This is a genomic window from Faecalibacterium tardum, assembly GCF_040096515.1.
Taxonomy (GTDB): Bacteria; Bacillota; Clostridia; order Oscillospirales; family Ruminococcaceae; genus Faecalibacterium; species Faecalibacterium tardum.
The window spans coordinates 1-18,764 of record NZ_JBBMEO010000036.1 but is presented as its reverse complement, the minus strand read 5'-3'; the positions used below and the strand labels follow the sequence as shown (position 1 = coordinate 18,764).

17 protein-coding genes and 1 other annotated feature are annotated in these 18,764 nt (G+C 58.1%); of the genes, 9 read left to right on the top strand and 8 right to left on the bottom strand.

Going from position 1 to position 18,764, the window contains the following annotated elements; genetic code table 11:
• Positions 1-60: 60 nt before the first annotated feature.
• Positions 61-675, bottom strand: coding sequence for a transcriptional regulator, IclR family protein (locus WMO44_RS13160; RefSeq protein ID WP_349152856.1), 615 nt, complete (start codon positions 673-675; stop codon positions 61-63).
• A 173-nt stretch (positions 676-848) separates the two neighbouring features.
• Positions 849-2,699, bottom strand: coding sequence for an ATP-dependent zinc metalloprotease FtsH (gene ftsH / locus WMO44_RS13155; RefSeq protein WP_349152855.1), 1,851 nt, complete (start codon positions 2,697-2,699; stop codon positions 849-851).
• A 319-nt stretch (positions 2,700-3,018) separates the two neighbouring features.
• Positions 3,019-3,285 (top strand) — a binding site (T-box leader).
• Between the two features lie 230 nt (positions 3,286-3,515).
• On the opposite strand from ftsH, the gene WMO44_RS13150 reads away from it, so the two are divergent.
• From WMO44_RS13150 to leuB, 4 genes are read left to right on the top strand one after another with little or no spacing between them, the layout of a single operon-like run.
• The gene (locus WMO44_RS13150) at positions 3,516-5,168 is read left to right on the top strand and encodes a 2-isopropylmalate synthase (protein WP_349152854.1); all 1,653 of its coding nucleotides are present in this window, start codon (positions 3,516-3,518) and stop codon (positions 5,166-5,168) included.
• Between the two features lie 16 nt (positions 5,169-5,184).
• Positions 5,185-6,444 carry a 3-isopropylmalate dehydratase large subunit gene (gene leuC, locus WMO44_RS13145; RefSeq protein WP_349152853.1) on the top strand — a complete coding sequence of 420 codons (1,260 nt, stop codon included), beginning with the start codon at positions 5,185-5,187 and terminating at the stop codon, positions 6,442-6,444.
• Between the two features lie 18 nt (positions 6,445-6,462).
• Positions 6,463-6,945 carry a 3-isopropylmalate dehydratase small subunit gene (gene leuD, locus WMO44_RS13140; RefSeq protein WP_015536899.1) on the top strand — a complete coding sequence of 161 codons (483 nt, stop codon included), beginning with the start codon at positions 6,463-6,465 and terminating at the stop codon, positions 6,943-6,945.
• Between the two features lie 49 nt (positions 6,946-6,994).
• Positions 6,995-8,068 (top strand): 3-isopropylmalate dehydrogenase, encoded by a 1,074-nt coding sequence (leuB, locus tag WMO44_RS13135; RefSeq protein WP_349152852.1) that lies wholly within the window; start codon positions 6,995-6,997, stop codon positions 8,066-8,068.
• A 72-nt stretch (positions 8,069-8,140) separates the two neighbouring features.
• On the opposite strand, the gene WMO44_RS13130 is transcribed toward leuB, so the two are convergent.
• The 4 genes from WMO44_RS13130 to WMO44_RS13115 all read right to left on the bottom strand — a co-directional run bounded on the left by WMO44_RS13130 (position 8,141) and on the right by WMO44_RS13115 (position 11,392).
• Positions 8,141-8,905, bottom strand: coding sequence for an amino acid ABC transporter ATP-binding protein (locus WMO44_RS13130; RefSeq protein WP_097782486.1), 765 nt, complete (start codon positions 8,903-8,905; stop codon positions 8,141-8,143).
• Entirely contained in the window at positions 8,895-9,659 is a 765-nt protein-coding gene (locus tag WMO44_RS13125) for an amino acid ABC transporter permease (protein ID WP_005920313.1), read from the bottom strand. Before WMO44_RS13125 ends, WMO44_RS13130 begins: the two co-directional genes overlap by 11 nt.
• 112 nt (positions 9,660-9,771) lie before the next feature.
• Positions 9,772-10,608 (bottom strand): ABC transporter substrate-binding protein, encoded by an 837-nt coding sequence (locus WMO44_RS13120; RefSeq protein ID WP_349152851.1) that lies wholly within the window; start codon positions 10,606-10,608, stop codon positions 9,772-9,774.
• Between the two features lie 208 nt (positions 10,609-10,816).
• Positions 10,817-11,392: a nitroreductase family protein gene (locus WMO44_RS13115; RefSeq protein WP_349152850.1), complete on the bottom strand. Its 576-nt coding sequence runs from the start codon at positions 11,390-11,392 to the stop codon at positions 10,817-10,819.
• 289 nt (positions 11,393-11,681) lie between these two features.
• On the opposite strand from WMO44_RS13115, the gene WMO44_RS13110 reads away from it, so the two are divergent.
• Positions 11,682-12,299 (top strand): twin-arginine translocation signal domain-containing protein, encoded by a 618-nt coding sequence (locus WMO44_RS13110; RefSeq protein ID WP_349152849.1) that lies wholly within the window; start codon positions 11,682-11,684, stop codon positions 12,297-12,299.
• A gap of 306 nt (positions 12,300-12,605) precedes the next feature.
• On the opposite strand, the gene WMO44_RS13105 is transcribed toward WMO44_RS13110, so the two are convergent.
• Entirely contained in the window at positions 12,606-13,052 is a 447-nt protein-coding gene (locus WMO44_RS13105; protein ID WP_349152857.1) for a threonine/serine exporter family protein, read from the bottom strand.
• Positions 13,052-13,843, bottom strand: a complete 792-nt coding sequence (locus WMO44_RS13100) for a threonine/serine exporter family protein (protein WP_015536905.1) — start codon at positions 13,841-13,843, stop codon at positions 13,052-13,054. The genes WMO44_RS13105 and WMO44_RS13100 overlap by 1 nt, the downstream gene beginning before the upstream one ends.
• A gap of 890 nt (positions 13,844-14,733) precedes the next feature.
• Here WMO44_RS13100 and WMO44_RS13095 point away from each other — a divergent pair.
• The 4 genes from WMO44_RS13095 (at position 14,734) to WMO44_RS13080 (ending at position 18,718) form a co-directional block, all read left to right on the top strand.
• Positions 14,734-15,648, top strand: coding sequence for a MetQ/NlpA family ABC transporter substrate-binding protein (locus WMO44_RS13095; RefSeq protein ID WP_349152848.1), 915 nt, complete (start codon positions 14,734-14,736; stop codon positions 15,646-15,648).
• Between the two features lie 36 nt (positions 15,649-15,684).
• A complete protein-coding gene (locus WMO44_RS13090) occupies positions 15,685-16,698 on the top strand; it encodes a methionine ABC transporter ATP-binding protein (RefSeq protein WP_118658216.1) in 1,014 nt (337 codons plus the stop codon).
• Entirely contained in the window at positions 16,695-17,351 is a 657-nt protein-coding gene (locus WMO44_RS13085) for a methionine ABC transporter permease (RefSeq protein ID WP_097778819.1), read from the top strand. The genes WMO44_RS13090 and WMO44_RS13085 overlap by 4 nt, the downstream gene beginning before the upstream one ends.
• A 92-nt stretch (positions 17,352-17,443) precedes the next feature.
• Positions 17,444-18,718, top strand: a complete 1,275-nt coding sequence (locus tag WMO44_RS13080) for an O-acetylhomoserine aminocarboxypropyltransferase/cysteine synthase family protein (RefSeq protein ID WP_055186154.1) — start codon at positions 17,444-17,446, stop codon at positions 18,716-18,718.
• Positions 18,719-18,764 lie beyond the last annotated feature (46 nt).

The window sequence follows — 18,764 nt, the reverse complement described above, 5'->3', positions numbered from 1 at the left end:
ATCTGTTCAGAAACGCCTGTGGGCGTTTCTGAACCACAAATTATACTGCCGTTTTTCCGATTAGCGGCCGATCAGCAGGTCGCGGCGGCAGCGCAGACCCACAGAGAGGGTGGCATTGCTGCCCAGATGCCGCAGGGTGACGCGGGTGCCGGACTTCTGTCCCTCGCACAGCAGAGAGAGGTTCAGGGTGGTGGAGTTCTTCTCGGTCACCAGCACCAGCGTTTTCACGCCGTTTGCCTGCAAAGTCTGCATATCCTCGATGGTGGTGCGGAAGGTAGCCACCTCGGCGGGCACATCCAGCGTCAGCACGCCGTCCTTCTGGCGGGCGGTGTACAGCAGCTGCTTGCCCAGCAGACCCTTGACGGTGTAGCGCGCCTCGGTCTTTGCGGTGTCGGCCAGCTCGTCGCCGGAGATCAGCATGATGTTGCCCTGAATGGGGTTACCCTCCGGGGCACCGTAGCCGCCGTAGCTGGGATCTTTTTCGCCCACGGCAACGTCACCGCTGTGCAGTGCAATGTCACCCTGCACCATCTGCTCCTGCGGGGGCAGATAGCCCTCCACACAGGTAGAATCCACCTCGGCGGCAAAAGCGCCCACGCTCAGCATGGCGGCGGCACACACCGCCACAGTGGCACAGCTCAGGGTACGGACAAACTTTTTGTTCAGCATCTTCATAGGAAATACCTCCTGAAAACGGCAGCCGCAGGGACTGCCTTCATTTTTTGCATCATAATCTTTTTGGGAACCATGGTTCAGCTGCGGCGCATCCACAATGGAAAACCGCCGTATCTGCTCTATAAACGGATACGGCGGTCGGATTATTGCAAAAGATTCAAAAATTTTTATTTTCAGGGATTTTCTGGTTTGTTTTCGGTGTCATCGCGGTTAAGGATATCCATGAACTCCTCGCCGGTGATGGTCTCTTTCTGGTACAGGTACTGTGCCAGCTCGTCCAGCTTTGCGCGGTTCTCGGTCAGGATGCGAATGGCCTTTTCATGCTGGGTCTTGACCAGCTCTACCACCTTCTGATCGATCTCGCGCTGGGTCTGGGCACTGCAGGCCAGCGAGGTATCGCCGCCCAGATACTGGTTGTTTACGGTTTCCAGCGCCACCATGTCAAATTCATCGCTCATGCCGTAGCGGGTCAGCATGGCGCGGGCAAGCTTGGTGGCCTGCTCGATATCATTGGATGCGCCGGTGGTGATGGAGTTGAAGGCCACCTCCTCGGCGGCGCGGCCGCCGGTCAGGGTGGCGATCTTGTTTTCCAGCTCGGCCTTGTTCATCAGGTAGTGGTTGCCCTCGTCCACCTGCATGGTATAGCCCAGTGCGCCGGAGGTGCGGGGGATGATGGTGATCTTCTGCACCGGGGCAGAGTTGGACTGCTTGGCTGCCACAAGGGCATGGCCGATCTCATGGTAGGCTACGATGCACTTTTCGTGGTCGGTCAGGATGGAGTTCTTCTTCTGGTAGCCGGCAATGACCACCTCAATGCTCTCCTCAAGGTCGGCCTGCGTCACGCTCTTGCGGCCTGCCCGCACGGCACGCAGGGCGGCCTCGTTCACGATGTTAGCCAGCTCTGCGCCGGAGGCACCGGAGGCCATGCGTGCCACGGTGTTGAAGTCCACACCCGGGGCGATCTTTACCTTTTTGGCGTGTACCTTCAAAATCTCTTCGCGGCCCTTCAGGTCGGGCAGCTCCACGGGTACACGGCGGTCGAACCGGCCGGGACGGGTCAGGGCAGGGTCGAGGGAATCCGGGCGGTTGGTGGCTGCCAGAATAATGACGCCGGTGTTGCCCTCAAAGCCGTCCATCTCGGTAAGCAGCTGGTTCAGGGTCTGCTCGCGCTCGTCGTTGCCGCCAAACTGGCCGCTGTTGCGCTTCTGGCCAATGGCATCAATTTCATCAATGAACACGATGCAGGGGGCTTTTTCCTTGGCCTGCTTGAACAGGTCACGCACCTTGGAGGCACCCATGCCCACGAACATCTCCACGAACTCCGAGCCGGAGATGGAGAAGAAGGGCACGTTGGATTCGCCTGCCACGGCCTTGGCCAGCATGGTCTTGCCGGTGCCCGGAGGGCCTACCAGCAGAATGCCCTTGGGCATGGAAGCACCGATCTCCTCGTACTTCTTGGGGTCGTGCAGATAATTGACGATCTCCTGCAGGTTCTCCTTGGCCTCGTCCTCACCGGCAACGTCCGCAAAGCGGATGCCGTGGGTGGACTGCACATACACCTTTGCATTGGACTTGCCCGCGCCGCCGAACATCATGGCACCCGGACCGCCGCCTGCCTTTTCCATCAGCTTTTTGTTCATCTGGTTGCCGATGAAGCTGAACAGCAGGATGGGCAGCACGAACCACAGCAGAAAGCTGAGCACCGGCGAACCCTGCTCCACGATCTCGCTGGAGAATTGCGCACCGGCATCGTACAGACGCTCAGTCAGGCCGGGATCGTTCATCAGGCCGGTCTTGTAGATTTGCTTGTTGTCCTTATCCGTAAAAATGATCTGGTTGGACTGGATATCTACCTTGCCGATATTCTCCTGCTCGGTCATGCTCATAAAGGTGCCGTAGTCTACCTCCTGCACCTGACGCTCGGCCAGCCACGGCATGACCACAAGGTTGATGACCAGCAGCACCAGCAGCACGATGGCATAGTAGATGGCCAACGGCTTTTTGGATGGCTTGACTTCTTTCATGGGATGTTCCTCCTTCTATATAAAGTGGGCTTCCACCCGGTTGCTGCGTCCAGTATACCACACCTTGCCGCCCGGCAACAGCGCAGTGAGGGCAACTTTGCAAAAACTTAGCAGTTTCTTAACAAAGAGGGCTAAAGCCGCTCGGTTACCATATTATAGGTGCGCAAAGGGCTTGCCGGATGAGGGGGCAAGGGAACAACGACCTCAATTTTGCATGATTTACCCTATGGTATTATGAAATGCTTTCATCTTTATCCTGAATGAAACTTCTTGACACTTTTTGGCAGGCGTGCTAAAATTATCTCACTTTCAACAAAGTGCAAATGCGTTGACGGGGATAAAACGATCTTTCTTCTGCGTGCAGAGAGCCGCCGGGTGGTGCAAGGCGGGTGCAGAGTGCTTCGGATACTGGCCCCTGAGCGGCAGAGCTGAACGGACAAGTAGGTTCTGACGGACGCCCACCGTTACAAGGGCAGCGATTCGCCGTTTTGGCCGATCGTGCAAAGTGGCTGTACCTGACCGTGCAGCAAGGAGAGTGGTACCACGGGTGCCCTGTAAAAGCAATTTACAGGCTCTCGTCTCTCAAGGTTTTCGCCTTGAAAGACGGGAGCCTTTTTGTATGATGACCCTCTCAGTCGCCTGACGGCGACAGCTCTCCCGAGGGGGGAGCTTTAAGAGAAAAGGGGAGGAATGCTTCTTCTAAGAAGGGTCTCACCTTTTTCAGAAGCCGGAAAGCTCCCCCTTCGGGGGAGCTGGCAGCCCCGCAGGGGCTGACTGAGAGGGTTCGTCTCACCACAACATCAGGAGGACAACAGGATGATGGACGCTACCAAGTACGCACCGGGGTACTACCCGGTACCCGCCGGTTATGACAGCTGGGTAAAAAAGGACCATATTGAAAAGGCTCCCGCATGGTGCAGCGTGGATCTGCGGGACGGCAATCAGGCGCTGATCGTGCCCATGAGCCTTGCAGAAAAGCTGGAGTTCTTCCAGATGCTGGTGAAGATCGGCTTCAAGGAGATCGAGGTGGGCTTTCCCGCCGCCAGCGAGACTGAGTACGAGTTCCTGCGCACCCTGATCGAAAAGGATATGATCCCCGCCGACGTCACCGTGCAGGTGCTGACCCAGTGCCGCGACCACATCATCCGCCGCACCTTCGAGGCAGTCAAGGGCGCACCCCGGGCGGTGATCCACTTCTACAACTCCACCTCCGTGGCGCAGCGGGAGCAGGTGTTCCACAAGTCCAAGGAGGAAATCAAGCAGATCGCCGTGGACGGCGCAAAGCTGGTCAAGCAGCTCAGTGAGGAGTACGAGGGCAACTTCCTGTTTGAGTACAGCCCCGAAAGCTTTACCGGCACCGAGGTGGACTACGCCGTAGAGGTGTGCAACGCCGTGCTGGATATCATGCAGCCCACCCCGGAGCGCCCCATGATCATCAACCTGCCGGTGACTGTGGAGATGAGCATGCCCCATGTGTACGCCAACCAGATCGAGTACTGCGACAAGCACCTGAAGTACCGCGACAGCGTGATCATCTCCACCCACCCCCACAACGACCGCGGCACCGGCGTAGCCTGCGCAGAGCTGGCAGTGCTGGCGGGCGCACAGCGCGTGGAGTGCTGCCTGTTCGGCAACGGCGAGCGCACCGGCAATGTGGACGCTGTGACGCTGGCCATGAATATGTACAGCCATGGCGTAGACCCCAAGCTGGACTTCTCGGATATGCCCGCCATCTGCGCCACCTACGAGCGTGTGACCCGGATGCACATCTACGAGCGTACCCCCTACGCCGGACAGCTGGTGTTTGCCGCCTTCTCCGGCAGCCATCAGGACGCCATTGCCAAGGGCATGGCGTACCGCAAGCAGACCGGCGAGCACCGCTGGACCTGCCCCTACATCCCGGTGGACCCCCACGACATCGGCCGCACCTACGACGCCGACGTCATCCGCATCAACAGCCAGAGCGGCAAGGGCGGCATCGGCTTTGTGCTGGAGCAGAACTACGGCTACAACCTGCCCCCCAAGATGCGGGAGGCGCTGGGCTACAAGGTCAAGAGCGTGTCCGACCACAGCCACAAGGAGCTGAGCGCCGCCGAGGTGCTGCATATCTTCGAGGATACCTACCTCAACCGTGCAAAGCCGCTGAATGTGGTGGAAGCCCACTTTGCACAGGTAAACGGCATTACCGCCACGGTCACGCTGGAGCTGAACGGCCAGCGCAAGGTGGTCACCTCGGTGGGCAACGGCCGTCTGGATGCCGTAGCTAACGCCATCCAGAGCGCCACCGGCATGGACTTCCATCTGGAAAACTACTCTGAGCACAGCTTGGATGAGGGCTCTACCTCCCGCGCAGCCTCTTATGTGGGCCTTGTCTGGGGCGACAACACGGTCACATGGGGTGCCGGTACCGACACCGACATCATCGTGGCCGGTGTCCGTGCCCTTGTCAGCGCAATCAACAATCGATAAAAAGGAGAAAACTACCATGGGAATGACCCTGACGCAGAAGATCCTTGCCGCACACGCCGGACTGCCGGAGGTCAAGGCAGGCCAGCTCATCAATGCAAAGTTGGACATTGTGCTGGGCAACGATATCACCACCCCGGTGGCCATCAACGAGTTTGAACGCGCCGGTTTTGACCGCGTGTTTGATAAAGAGCATATCGCTATCGTGCTGGACCACTTTGTGCCCAATAAGGATATCAAGAGCGCTACCCAGTCCAAGCAGTGCCGGGAGTTCGCCAATAAATACGATATCCTCAACTTCTACGATGTCGGTCAGATGGGCATTGAGCATGCCCTGCTGCCGGAAAAAGGCATCGTCACCGCCGGCGACTGCGTGATCGGCGCGGACAGCCACACCTGCACCTATGGTGCGCTGGGTGCCTTCTCCACCGGTGTAGGCTCTACCGATATGGCCGCTGGCATGGCCACCGGCATGGCATGGTTCAAGGTGCCCTCTGCCATCAAGTTCGTGCTCACCGGCAAGTTTAACCCCCGGGTATCCGGCAAAGACCTGATCCTGCACATCATCGGCATGATCGGTGTGGACGGTGCACTGTATAAGTCTATGGAGTTCACCGGCCCGGGCGTGGAAAGCCTTACCATGGACGACCGCCTGTGCATCTGCAATATGGCCATTGAGGCCGGTGCCAAGAACGGCATCTTCCCGGTGGACGAGGTGACCAAGGCTTATCTGGCAGGCCGCAGCCAGCGCCCGCCGGTGTTCTACGAGGCCGACCCTGATGCTGCGTACGAAAAGACCATTGAGATTGACCTTGGCGCACTGGAGCCCACCGTCAGCTACCCCCATCTGCCCGAGAACACCCATGTTGCCAGCGAGGGCAAGGACATCAAGATCGATCAGGTGGTCATCGGCAGCTGCACCAATGGCCGCTTAGAGGATATGGAGGCCGCCTACAACATCCTCAAGGGCAAGCACATCGCCAAGGGCGTGCGCGGCATCATCATCCCCGCCACCATGGCAGTCTATAAGGAGTGCATCCTGCGGGGCTGGACCACTGCCTTTATCGATGCGGGCTGCATCGTATCCACCCCCACCTGCGGCCCCTGTCTGGGCGGCTACATGGGCATTTTGGCAGCGGGCGAGCGCTGCGTTTCCACCACCAACCGCAACTTTGTGGGACGCATGGGTCATGTGGACAGCGAGGTCTATCTGGCTTCTCCTGCCACCGCCGCCGCCAGCGCCCTGACCGGCTACATCACCGACCCGCGCACGGTCTGACCCGAAAGGAGCATGAGCATGAACGCAAGAGGTTCTGTTTTCAAATACCCGGATAACGTGGATACCGACGTCATCATCCCGGCACGTCACCTGAACACGCAGGACGCCAAGGAGCTTGCCAGCCACTGCATGGAGGATATCGACAAGGACTTTGTGAACCGGGTGCAGCCCGGCGATATCATGGTGGGCGGCTGGAACTTTGGCTGCGGCTCCTCCCGCGAGCACGCACCCCTGTGCATCAAGACTGCAGGCATCGCGGTAGTCATTGCCAAAAGCTTTGCCCGTATCTTTTACCGCAACAGCATCAACATCGGCCTGCCCATCATGGAGTGCCCGGAGGCTGTGGACGCCATCGAGGCAGGGGATACCGTTCAGGTGGACTTTGACACCGGCGTCATCACCGACGAGACCAACGGCAAGGTGTTCCACGCCGAGCCCTTCCCGCCCTTTATCCAGAACATCATCTCCGCCGGTGGTCTGATGAAGGCCATCCAGAAATAACCCCATCCCCATCCGTGAAAATGTGTTTGGAGCATAAAAGGAGTACCTCATGGAAAAAAATATTGCTGTCATCTGGGGCGATTGCTCCAGCCCGGAGATCGTAAAGCAGACCCTCCGGGTGCTGGATAAGGTGGCCGAAAAGTACGGTCATACCTTCCATTACACCGCTGCCGCCATGGGCGGCGAGGCCATTGACAAGTACGGCGACCCGCTGCCCCAGCACGAGCTGGACAAGTGCCTTGCCGCCGACAGCGTGCTGCTGGGCGCGGTAGGCGGCCCCAAGTGGGAGGGTCTGCCCGGAGAGCAGCGGCCAGAAAAGGGTCTGCTGCGGCTGCGCGCCGGGATGGGGCTGTACGCCAACAACCGCCCCGCGAAGATCTGGCCGCAGCTGGCACCTGCCAGCCCCCTGAAGCCCGAGATCGTGGCACAGGGCATTGATTTTATCATCGTGCGGGAGCTGATCGGCGGCGTGTACTTCGGCCAGCACCAGACCCACACGCTGGAAAACGGCGAAAAGCAGGCTGTGGACACTATGCCCTATGCGGAGCACGAGATCGAGCGCATTGGCCGCATCGGCTTCGAGACCGCCCGCAAGCGCCGCAAAAAGCTGTGCTGCGTGGACAAGGCCAACGTGCTGGACACCAGCCGCCTGTGGCGCATTGTGATGCACCGGCTGCAGGCCGAGTACTCGGATGTGGAGTACAGCGAGATGTTCGTGGACAACTGCGCTATGCAGATCGTGAAGAACCCCGCGCAGTTCGACGTGATCGTCACTGAGAATATGTTCGGCGATATCCTGTCGGACGAGGCTTCCATGATCACCGGTTCCATCGGTATGATCCCGTCCTCCAGCCTTGGCGACGGCACCCGGGGGCTGTACGAGCCCATCCACGGCTCTGCCCCGGACATTGCGGGTAAGGACATCGTAAACCCCACCGCCTGCATCCTGTCTGCCGCCATGATGCTGCGGTATTCCTTTGGCATGGCAGAGGAAGCCGATGCCATTGAGAACGCCGTGAGCCGTGTGCTGGACAAGGGTTTGCGCACTGCCGACAACATGAGCGACGGCTGCACCTGCCTTGGCTGCACCGCCATGGGCGATGCCATTCTGGCAGAGCTTTGAGCCGCAGCGCTATTTTTAATGAAACAAGCCCGGAAGGTCTACCGACCTTCCGGGCTTGAATTTTTTATATTATTACAGCATCTTGGAGAGGAAGGCTTTCAGGCGGGGGTGCTTGGGGTTGGTAAACAGCTCCTGCGGCGGCTCATCCTCCTGAATTTTGCCATCGTCGATGAAGATGACCCGGTTGGATACCTCGCGGGCAAAGCCCATCTCATGGGTGACCACCAGCATGGTGATGCCGGTGTGTGCCAGCTCCTTCATCAGCTCCAGCACCTCGCCCACCATCTCGGGGTCAAGGGCGCTGGTGGGCTCATCGAACAGGATCACGTCCGGGTCCATGGCCAGCGCGCGGGCAATGGCGATGCGCTGCTGCTGACCGCCGGACAGGCTCTTGGGGTAGGCGTTGGCCTTGTCGGCCAGACCTACGCGGGCCAGCAGCTCGTCTGCACGGGCAGAGATGGCCTCTTTGTCCTTCAGCTTCAGCAAGCTGGGTGCCAGCTCAAGGTTCTTTTTCACGGTCAGGTGGGGGAACAGGTTGAAGTGCTGGAACACCATGCCCATCTTCTGGCGCACGGCATCGATGTGTGTCTCGTTTACCTCCACACCCTCAAACTTGATGGAACCGGAGGTGGGAGTCTCCAGCCGGTTCAGGCAGCGCAGAAAGGTGGACTTGCCGCAGCCGGAAGGGCCGATCAGGCACACCACATCGCCGCGGTAGATATCAAGGTCGATGCCTTTCAGCACATCCAGCGTGGGGTCGGCTTTTTTTGCGCCGCGCTTCTTTACGCCGCCATAGGTCTTGGTCAGGCCGCGTACTTCCAAAATCTTATCGGTCACTTTGTGCCAGCCTCCTCTCAAACTTGCTCAGCAGCCATGTAAACAGCATAACAAGGATCAGGTAGATCAGTGCAACGCCCAGCAGGGGGAACATGGCTTCATAGGTACGGTTCATAATGCCCTGTGCAGCATACAGCAGCTCCTTGCCGCCGATGGTGGTGATCAGGGAAGTATCCTTGAGCAGGACAATGAACTCGTTGCCCAGTGCAGGCAGCACCGCACGGATGGCCTGCGGGATGATGATGACCACCATGGTGGTCATGTAGTTCAGGCCAAGGCTGCGTCCGGCTTCCATCTGGCCGGGGTCCACAGCCATCAGGCCGCCGCGGATGATCTCGGATACATACGCGCCAGAGTTGATGCCTAAGGTCAGCGCACCTACCATGGTAAAGTTGCGGCTGTTGGAAAAAATGACCATGCTCATGATCAGCAGCTGCACCATCATGGGCGTGCCGCGGATGATGGTGGTGTACACCTGACACACCGCGTTAAAAAAGCCCAGCACCGCATTTTTATGGCCGGGGCGCTGCTGGTCGTGGGTCACGCGCACCAGCGCCACCACGCTGCCCAGTACCACGCCCAGCGCCAGCGCCAGTGCGGTGACCAGCAGGGTGGTGCCCACACCGTTGATGTACTGCATCCAGCGGTCCTTCAGCAGAAAGGCCTGATAAAACTTAAAAAAGAAATCCTGTCCAAAGCTTAGCTTTGTGCCGCTGTTGAGCAGCTCTTTGAGCAGTTCGTATTGCGCAGCCATTCACATCCTCGCTTTCTGTTTGTCAATAAATTGTAACCACTTTTTTCTAAAAAAAGAGGTGCCCCGGAGCGGGGCGCCTCCTTGGGTACGGAAATGGTACAGGGCACGCAGCTTAGTTTGCGTTGATGTACTTGTCCACGATGGCCTGCAGAGTGCCGTCAGCCTTCAGCTCCTCCAGAGCCTTGTTGACAGCGTCCTCCAGAGCAGAACCCTTTGCCATGCCGATGGCGTAATCCTCCTCGGCGTAGCTGGTATCCAGCACCTTCAGGCCGGGGTTGGCAGCCACGAACTCCTGTGCGGGAGCGTTGTCGATGACCACAGCGTCCACCTGACCATTGTTCAGGGCCTGCACAGCGGTCAGACCGTCGTCGTAAGCAACCACGTTCTCATCGCCGAAATCATCGGAGCAGTAGATGTAGCCGGTGGTGCCGCGCTGGGTGCCGATCTTCTTGCCGGCCAGATCGTCGGGAGAAGCAATGTCGGAATCGTTAGGCACGATGATGGACTGGATGCCGGTGGCGTAGCTGTCGGAGAAGTCCATCACAGCCTTGCGCTCGTCGGTCACGGTAACGCCTGCCATCACAATGTCGGCCTTACCCTGCTGCACGCTGAGCAGTGCGGCGTCAAAGTCCATATCATCGATCTGCAGCTCCAGACCCAGCTTCTCGGCAATGGCCTTGGCGGTGTCCACATCGATGCCCTCGAACTCGCCGGCATCGGTGGTCATCTCGTACGGAGGGAAGGCGGCGTTGGTAGCCATGGTCAGCTTGCCGGCCTCCACGGTGGTCAGGTCAGCAGCAGCGGCAGAAGAAGCAGCCTCGGAGGAAGCGGCAGAGCTTGCCACAGAGGAAGCAGCAGAGCTTGCAGAACCACCGCAGGCGGTCATAGCCAGAGCAGCAACGGAAACAGCAGCGGCAGCCATGAAGCTGCGGCGAGAGATCTTTTTCATATTCAAACACTCCTCAATCTATGCAATATAGTTTGCTTTGCCCCGATGGGATGCGATTCATCGCGCTTTCGGGGAACGCACTTAGTATAGTTTGTACAAAACAAAAAGTCAATACTTGTGCATAATAATCCGTGAAATTGAAACGATTTTGCAAACATTTATGCAATAACGGAGAAAATGTGTGAATATATGCAGCATAAACCGGCTTTTACAGGCTTCTTGCAAGCTCCTCCGCGCTGCGCTTGGGCACGCAGTAGTCGCGGTTTTCGTCCAGATAGTACTTTACGCCGGTCTGCTCGGTCATGGGGACGATGCTGGCTTTGTGGGTGGGGTAGCCGAAAGCCACCATAAACGCCAGCTTCTGCGGCTCCTCAATGCCCAGCAGCGTGGTCAGGGCGGGCTTATTGATCGCGCCCATGATGCAGCTGCCCACGCCCTTGTCCCATGCGGCAAGGGTCATGTTTGCCAGCGCAATGCCGGTGTCGGTGGCAAGGTCGCCGGGGATGGCGGTATCCTGCACCACAGCTGCATAAAAGGTGGGCAGCTCGTCCGCCTTGGGCGTGCCATGCTCCGGCGGCAGATAGCCAGCCCACTTGACCAGCGGCTGTACCTTGGCCACCATCTCCGGGCTTTGCACCAGCACCAGACGCACCGCCTGCCGGTTTGCCCCGCAGGAGGACAGCCGCACGGCCTGTACGATATCGTCCACCACATCCTGCGGCACGGCCTTTTGTGCAAACCGGCGGTAGGTGCGGCGGGTAGTCAGAAGTTCCATGACAGACATATTGAATCGCTCCTTTATCCGGTAAAATACAAAAATGAGAGAAACTATAACTATATATAAAGTATAGCAGATGCACCGGCGCACAGCAATGGCTGCGGCGTGGTTTTTTGCGGATACGGCGGCTGTATTGTAAAGGATAGTGACATTTATTCTTGTATCCTTGTATTTTTTGGTGAATCTTTCCATAAAGCACTTGACAATGGGGGGAAGGTAAGGGTATTATATAGGTATAAACGCATTACATGGAGTGTAAAGCGTGCTTGAAAGAAAGATTGTGAGGTTGATTATTATGGCTAATATCTCTCGTCGTCAGTTCCTGAAGAGCGCAGGCGTTGCTGCTCTGGCTGTTGCTGCTCTGACCGGCTGCAAAAAGATTCCCGACACCGATATCCCCGATGTGCCCGAAGTGACCAGCGTTGATCTGCGTGTTCTCTTTGTGGATGAAAAGGGTAATCCTGTTGGCAACAGCGTTACTGGTGTTTATGAGACTACCGTCCTGAAGGACGCAAAGAAGTACGACCCGAAGCTGATCCCCGCAGACAAGCTGCCGAAGGGCTATGAGCTGATTAGCGAGGACGAGGTTGACATTATTTCTGAGAGCACCCCGAAGATTGCTAAGGTTCCTGTTAAGCTGGAAGAGTCCAAGCCTGCAAGCCAATCCAAAGTGTTCGTTACTTTGAAGTTCTTTAATGGCGGTGTGGCGGATCGCCATGTGGAAGTGATTGCCAACAAAGTGTTTGATTTGAAGAGCAACCCAAATGAGAGGGTTTGCTACGCTGACATTAAGGATAGCCTGCTCGCTCAGTGCAAGGATATCGAACCGGATGAGACTTGGGAGAGCTATCTGAAGATCGTAGACGGCGGTTATGAGGCTACTGTCTGGATGGGCGTGGCACTCAAGGGCTAAACAGTTAAGTGCTACTAAATTGATCGCATAAACACGAAGATGCCGGCAGGTTGAAAGCAGCCTGCCGGCATCTTTTTATTTTTATATAAAATGTTTGCAGCTGCTTTTGGGTTGGCGCGCAGCCCCTTCCGTCAAAGCCTGCGGCTTTGCCACCTTCTCCAAGGGAACGGATGAACCCTCTCAGGCTCACTGCGTTCGCCAGCTCCCCCGAAGGGGGGAGCTTTAAGCATCTGCCGGTTAGGAGCAAAAAAAGCTCCCCCTTTCGGGGGAGCTGGCACGCCGCAAGGCGAGATGACTGAGAGGGTCTTACTTCCTCTTCGGCAGCGGTACGCACAGCACCAGACTGATGCCGATGGCCAGTGCTACCGCAATTTTAAAGGTGCTGATGCCCTTGGCAAGGGCAAGGGTGTTTTCGTTCTGGATGAAATAGTAGGCGGTGTAGTAGATGCCCGCGCCCGGCACAAGCGGGAAAATGCCGGTCAGCAAAAACACCGTGACCGGCGTTTTTTGGGTAATGGCAAACACGCGGGTAAGGATGGTCAGCGGAATGACCGCCAGCAGGGAGGCCGTGGCGGCGTCTGCGCCCAGCAGGGTCAACAGTTCGTACCACAGCCAGCCCACAGCGCCTACCAGCGCGCAGTAGGGCAGACAGCGCCGGGGGCACGCAAACAGAATGGCAAAGCTCAGCGTGCCCGCCGCGGCCAGAAAAAACTGCGCGGTCAGCTCGCTGATCTGTACAGCTGTAAGGGACATCATACCACGACCACCCCCGTAAGTACTGTGTACAGCCGTAGCACAAGACCGGTGCCTATGGCAATGCTGGCGGCAATAAGCAAGGCGTCGATCATGCGGATGGTGCCGGAAAGGTAGTCGCCCTGCACAAAATCCCGGATGCCCATGGTAAAGGCGATGCCCGGGGTCAGGATCATCAGCGTACCGATGATGGCGTGGCTGGCAGAGGTGTGCAGCAGATTGCACAGCAGAATGCATACCAGCGTGATCAGCGCGGCGGTGCTGATCTTCTGGAAGCCGCCGGGCACTTCATGCCGCCCGCACCACAGCAGATACCAGCTGGCCACCAGTCCCGCCCCGGCAGCTGCCAGTGCACTGCGCAGGTTGCCGCCGAACATCATGGCAAAGCAGAACGCCCCGCACAGCCCGGAAAGCAGCTGCACATGATCTTTGGGGAAGGGCAGCTGCCGTGCCAGCACCAGACGGCTCTCGGCCTCGTCCAGGGTCATACCGGTCTGGGCGATCTGGCGGGAAAGCTCGTTCACCGCCGCCACCCGCCCCAGATGGGTGGTGCGCACCGGTACGTTGCGCACCTCGCTGATCTCGGCAGTGCCGGCACTGGCAAAAATGCCGTTGGTCAGCACATAAACGTGGAACTCCCGCAAATGGAAGCTGCGCGCCATGATCTCCATGGTCTGCTCCACCCGGAACACCTCTGCGCCGTTTTCCAGCAGGGTCTGCCCTGCGGCCATGATAAAATCCATGATGCGGCGGCGCAGCTCTTCATCGGGAAAAGGGTCTCTGCTGTTCATTGCCTGCTCTCCTTGCAAAAGATGATATCCTATTTTATCATGTGCACCAGCCGCATACAAGGGTGTATAATAAAAAGCTCTGGAAACACCAGAGCTTTCTTGCGAAAAGGGTCGGAATATGTTATAATCATCCTGTCGCTGAAAAGCGATCGAAAGGTACTGCACATACGGCAGGCGGTTGGCTCTCACTTCCGGAAGGAGGTGAGAACATGCCTATTACTTTGACATTCCACTTGTTTGGATTTACGTTTACGATCAAGGTAAGAAAGTAAAAACCGCCACCCCCCACAGGTGACGGTTTTTCTTTGGATAAAAGTTAAACTAAAAACCTAAAGGGCCAACCGCTTGTCGCAGTGCCTTTTGTAGTTATAGTATAACCCTTTTTGTGCGCATTGTCAAGCAAAACGGGCGCGGCAAAAGGCCGGAAGCCATATCCCTACCCAAAAACTTCGTTGAAGGTGTTGACAAATGCCGCCGATGGGTTTATTATAGTGTCAATATCACAAAAATGGCTGTGAAGAGAAGAGTAGGCCTTCGCATTGATCCTTACCAGAGAGCCCGGGCGGTGGAAAAGGGCAGGAAACAGGAAGCTGAAAATGGTCTCGGAGCCGTGCGGACGAGGCGCAGGAGTGCTAAGCCCGCAACGGGATGCGCCCGTTACAGCGTCCGGCTGTAAGCAGTACACGCTGCCGCAGCATCGAGGCTGTATCTGTAAGGGTACAGTGAACCAAGGTGGTACCACGGAAGTATGTTCATGCCTCCGTCCTTGCAGAGTCTAGGGCTCGTAAGGACGGGGGCATTTTTTCATTCATCCGTTCAAGGCCGCGCGCGGAAAGGTGCCGTGCGGGCCACAGTACATAATAGAGAACAAATAGAGAGGGAACAAAACTATGATTACTCGTCGCGATTTTCTGAAAGTTACCGGTGTGGCAGCCGCAGCCGCTGCCCTGACTGCCTGCGGTGGTTCTTCTTCCACTGCTTCTTCCACCGCTGCATCCGGCAGCGTGGCATCCTCTGCCGCAGCTAAGCTGGATAAGATCAAGGTGGCTGTGCCCAACGATACCACCAACGAGGCTCGTGCCCTGACCCTGCTGGAGAAGAACGGCTTCTTCAAGCTGAAGGCAGATGCCGGCCTGACCGCCACCAAGAACGACATCGAGGAGAACCCCCTGAACGTCACCGTGGACGAGGTGGAGGCCGCTCAGGTGCCCAACGTCCTGCAGGACGAGGACTACGCCGTCATCAACTCCAACTACGCCATCTCTGCCGGTCTGAACCCCATGACCGATGCACTGGCCATGGAGGACGGCTCTTCTGCTTACGTCAACATTCTGGTGTGCAAGGACGGCAATCAGGAGGAGCCCAAGATCAAGGCTCTGGCTGCTGCCCTGCAGAGCCAGAAGGTGAAGGACTTCATGGACGAGACCTACAAGGGCTCCGTGGTGTCCGTTGTGGAGAACCCCACCGACGGCTATGATTCCACTGTGGATTATGACGCTCTGAACGGCCAGACCGTCAGCTGTGCCGCTACTCCCGCTCCCCACTGCGAGGTGCTGGAGGTGTGCAAGGAGATCCTTGCCGCCAAGGGCATCACGCTGGATATCCAGGAGTACGACGACTATGTGATCCCCAACCAGATCGTCGAGGACGGTCAGGTAGATACCAACTACTTCCAGCATCAGCCGTATCTGGACAACTTCAACGCCGAAAAGGGTACCCATCTGGTCACTGTTGCCGGTATTCACGTAGAGCCCATGGGCGTCTACGGCGGCAAGCAGGACAGTCTGGCACCCATCGAGGGATAATCTACCATCGAGGGATAAGCTAAAGGAGCAATTTCTGTGATCGAACTCAAGTACCTTTCCAAGACCTTCCAGATGAAGGATGGCGCGGTGAAAGCGCTGCAAAACATCAACCTCACCATTCCCGATGGCGCAATCTACGGCATCATCGGTATGTCCGGTGCGGGCAAATCCACGCTGGTGCGCTGCATCAACCTGCTGGAGCGCCCCACCGGCGGCAGCGTGGTGATCGACGGCGTGGCAATGGAGACCTTGTCTCCCGCCTCGCTGCGCAAGCGTCGCCGGGAGATCACCATGATCTTCCAGCAGTTCAACCTGCTCATGCAGCGCACCTGCCTGAAGAATGTCTGCTTCCCCATGGAGCTGGCAGGCGTGAAGAAGGCGGAGGCGGAAAAGCGCGCCATGGAGCTGCTGGAAATGGTGGGTCTGCCGGATAAGGCCAACGCCTACCCGGCACAGCTGTCCGGCGGTCAGAAGCAGCGCATCGCCATTGCCCGCGCACTGGCAACCAACCCCAAGGTGCTGCTGTGCGATGAGGCCACCAGTGCGCTGGACCCCAACACCACCCACTCCATCCTGACCCTGATCAAGGATATCAACCGCAAGCTGGGCATCACCGTGGTGGTCATTACCCACCAGATGAGCGTGGTGGAGGAGATCTGCGACAGCGTGGCCATTCTGGACGGCGGTGTGGTCGTGGAACAGGGCTCGGTACAGGAAATTTTTGCAAACCCCAAAACGGCAGCTGCCAAGCGTCTGGTAGCTCCCAACGGCGGCAGCGCAGCGCGGGATCTTTCCTGCTTTGCGCCGGATGACCATGTGGTGCGTGTTACCTTTAATGGTTCCTCCACCGCAAAGCCGCTGGTGGCAAGCCTTGCCGCCGAAAAAGGCATTCTGGTGTCGGTGCTCAGCGCCGATACCCGCGATCTGAGCGGCCAGTGCTACGGCTCCATGCTGCTCAAGCTGCCCGCAGAGCTTGCGGTCGCACAGCAGGCTATGGAGTATATGCGCAGCCAGTCTGGCGTAACGGTAGAGGAGGTGACCGGTATATGAATATCGCAGATTACGGCTTTGCCATCTGGGAGACCTTTTATGTAACGGTGCTCTCCACCGCCTTTGCGCTGGTGCTGGGTCTGCCGCTGGGTGTGCTGCTGGTAGCCGGTGACAAGGACGGCATCCTGCCCCTGCCCGGCTGGCTGATGCACCTGATCAACATCGTCATCAACATTCTGCGCAGCGTGCCCTTCCTCATCCTGATGATCTGTGTATTCCCGCTTACCCGCGCCATCGTGGGCACTACGGTGGGCACCAAGGCTACCATCGTTCCGCTGGTGGTCGCCGCCTTCCCCTTTGTGGCACGTCTGGTGGAGACCAGCCTGCGGGAACTGGACGAGGGCGTGGTGGAAGCTGCTCAGAGCATGGGCGCTACCCCGTTCCAGATCATCACCAAGGTCATGATCCCGGAGTGCCTGCCCGGCCTGATCTCCAGCATGACCACCGCACTGACCACCATTCTGGGCTACTCTGCCATGTCCGGCGTCATCGGCGGCGGCGGTCTGGGCAAGATCGCTTTGTCCTACGGCTACTACCGCTACCAGACCAACATCATGATCGTCTGTGTGGTGCTGCTGGTGCTGATGGTGCAGGCGTTCCAGTCTGTGGGTACCCTGTGGGCCGCCAAGAGCGATAAGCGCCTGCGGAAATAAGAAGCTTTGAATTTTCGATTCCCCGCCGGAGGCAGCCCCTCCTGCGGGGAATCGTCCTTCCCGACCAAAAAACCAGCAAAGGAGTATGTTGTATGAACCGTGATACTATCTGCGTGCAGGGCGGCTATACCCCCGGCAACGGCGAGCCCCGCCAGATCCCCATCATTCAGTCCACCACCTTCAAGTACGCCACCAGCGAGGATATGGGCAAGCTGTTCGATCTGGAGGCAGACGGCTATTTCTATTCCCGTCTGCAGAACCCTACCTGCGACATGGTAGCCAAAAAGATCTGCGAGCTGGAAGGCGGCACCGCCGCCATGCTCACCTCCAGCGGACAGGCCGCAAACTTCTTTGCACTGTTCAATCTCTGCGAGGCAGGGGACCACATCGTAGCCTCCAGCACCATCTACGGCGGCACCTTCAACCTCATCTCGGTCACCATGGCTAAAATGGGCATTACTGCCACCTTCGTGGACCCTCTGTGCACCGAGGAGGAGCTGAACGCCGCCTTCCGGCCCAATACCAAGGTGGTGTTCGGCGAGACCATCGCAAACCCTGCCCTGACCGTGCTGGACATTGAAAAGTTTGCCAAGGCCGCCCACGCCCACGGCGTACCGCTGATGGTGGACAACACCTTCCCCACGCCGGTCAACTGCCGCCCCTTTGAGTGGGGCGCGGACATCGTGACCCACTCCACCACCAAGTATATGGACGGTCACGGCGCGGTGTTGGGCGGTGCCATCGTGGACGGCGGCAAGTTCGACTGGATGGCGCACGCCGACAAGTTCCCGGGTCTGTGCACCCCGGACGACAGCTACCACGGCATCACCTATGCCGAGCGCTTTGGCAAGGAGGGAGCCTTCATCACAAAGGCTACCGCACAGCTCATGCGGGACTTCGGCTCTATGCAGTCCCCCATGAACGCCTATATGCTGAACCTAGGTCTGGAAAGCCTGCACGTTCGGATGCAGCGCCACTGCGCCAACGGCATGGCAGTGGCACAGTTCTTGGAGAACCACCCCAAGGTGGCCTATGTGAACTACTGCGGGCTGGAAAGCAGCCCCTACCACGCACTGGCACAGAAGTACCTGCCCAATGGCAGCTGCGGCGTGGTGAGCTTTGGTCTGGCCGGCGGACGTCAGGCTGCCAGCACCTTTATGAAGGAGCTGAAGCTTGCCGCCATCGAGACCCATGTGGCCGATGCCCGCACCTGCTGCCTGAACCCGGCCTCCAGCACCCACCGCCAGATGAACGACGAGCAGCTGGCTGCCGCCGGTGTGCCCGCTGAGCTGGTGCGCATGAGCTGCGGTCTGGAATCTGCCGAGGACCTCATCGCCGATATCGCGCAGGCACTGGATAAGGTATGATTCCCTCCCGTGAAAATACATTTGTGGGGGGGGGGGGGGGGGGGGG

Excerpts from the sequence above, each read along its gene's own strand:
- leuC (WP_349152853.1), top strand. The coding sequence starts at position 5,185 with ATGGGAATGACCCTGACGCAGAAGATCCTTGCCGCACACGCCGGACTG.
- WMO44_RS13080 (WP_055186154.1), top strand. The coding sequence starts at position 17,444 with ATGAACCGTGATACTATCTGCGTGCAGGGCGGCTATACCCCCGGCAAC.
- WMO44_RS13115 (WP_349152850.1), bottom strand. The coding sequence starts at position 11,392 with ATGTCTGTCATGGAACTTCTGACTACCCGCCGCACCTACCGCCGGTTT.
- ftsH (WP_349152855.1), bottom strand. The coding sequence starts at position 2,699 with ATGAAAGAAGTCAAGCCATCCAAAAAGCCGTTGGCCATCTACTATGCC.
- WMO44_RS13105 (WP_349152857.1), bottom strand. The coding sequence starts at position 13,052 with ATGTCCCTTACAGCTGTACAGATCAGCGAGCTGACCGCGCAGTTTTTT.
- WMO44_RS13150 (WP_349152854.1), top strand. The coding sequence starts at position 3,516 with ATGATGGACGCTACCAAGTACGCACCGGGGTACTACCCGGTACCCGCC.
- WMO44_RS13085 (WP_097778819.1), top strand. The coding sequence starts at position 16,695 with ATGAATATCGCAGATTACGGCTTTGCCATCTGGGAGACCTTTTATGTA.
- WMO44_RS13095 (WP_349152848.1), top strand. The coding sequence starts at position 14,734 with ATGATTACTCGTCGCGATTTTCTGAAAGTTACCGGTGTGGCAGCCGCA.
- WMO44_RS13120 (WP_349152851.1), bottom strand. The coding sequence starts at position 10,608 with ATGAAAAAGATCTCTCGCCGCAGCTTCATGGCTGCCGCTGCTGTTTCC.
- leuD (WP_015536899.1), top strand. The coding sequence starts at position 6,463 with ATGAACGCAAGAGGTTCTGTTTTCAAATACCCGGATAACGTGGATACC.
- WMO44_RS13160 (WP_349152856.1), bottom strand. The coding sequence starts at position 675 with ATGAAGATGCTGAACAAAAAGTTTGTCCGTACCCTGAGCTGTGCCACT.
- leuB (WP_349152852.1), top strand. The coding sequence starts at position 6,995 with ATGGAAAAAAATATTGCTGTCATCTGGGGCGATTGCTCCAGCCCGGAG.
- WMO44_RS13100 (WP_015536905.1), bottom strand. The coding sequence starts at position 13,843 with ATGAACAGCAGAGACCCTTTTCCCGATGAAGAGCTGCGCCGCCGCATC.
- WMO44_RS13125 (WP_005920313.1), bottom strand. The coding sequence starts at position 9,659 with ATGGCTGCGCAATACGAACTGCTCAAAGAGCTGCTCAACAGCGGCACA.
- WMO44_RS13110 (WP_349152849.1), top strand. The coding sequence starts at position 11,682 with ATGGCTAATATCTCTCGTCGTCAGTTCCTGAAGAGCGCAGGCGTTGCT.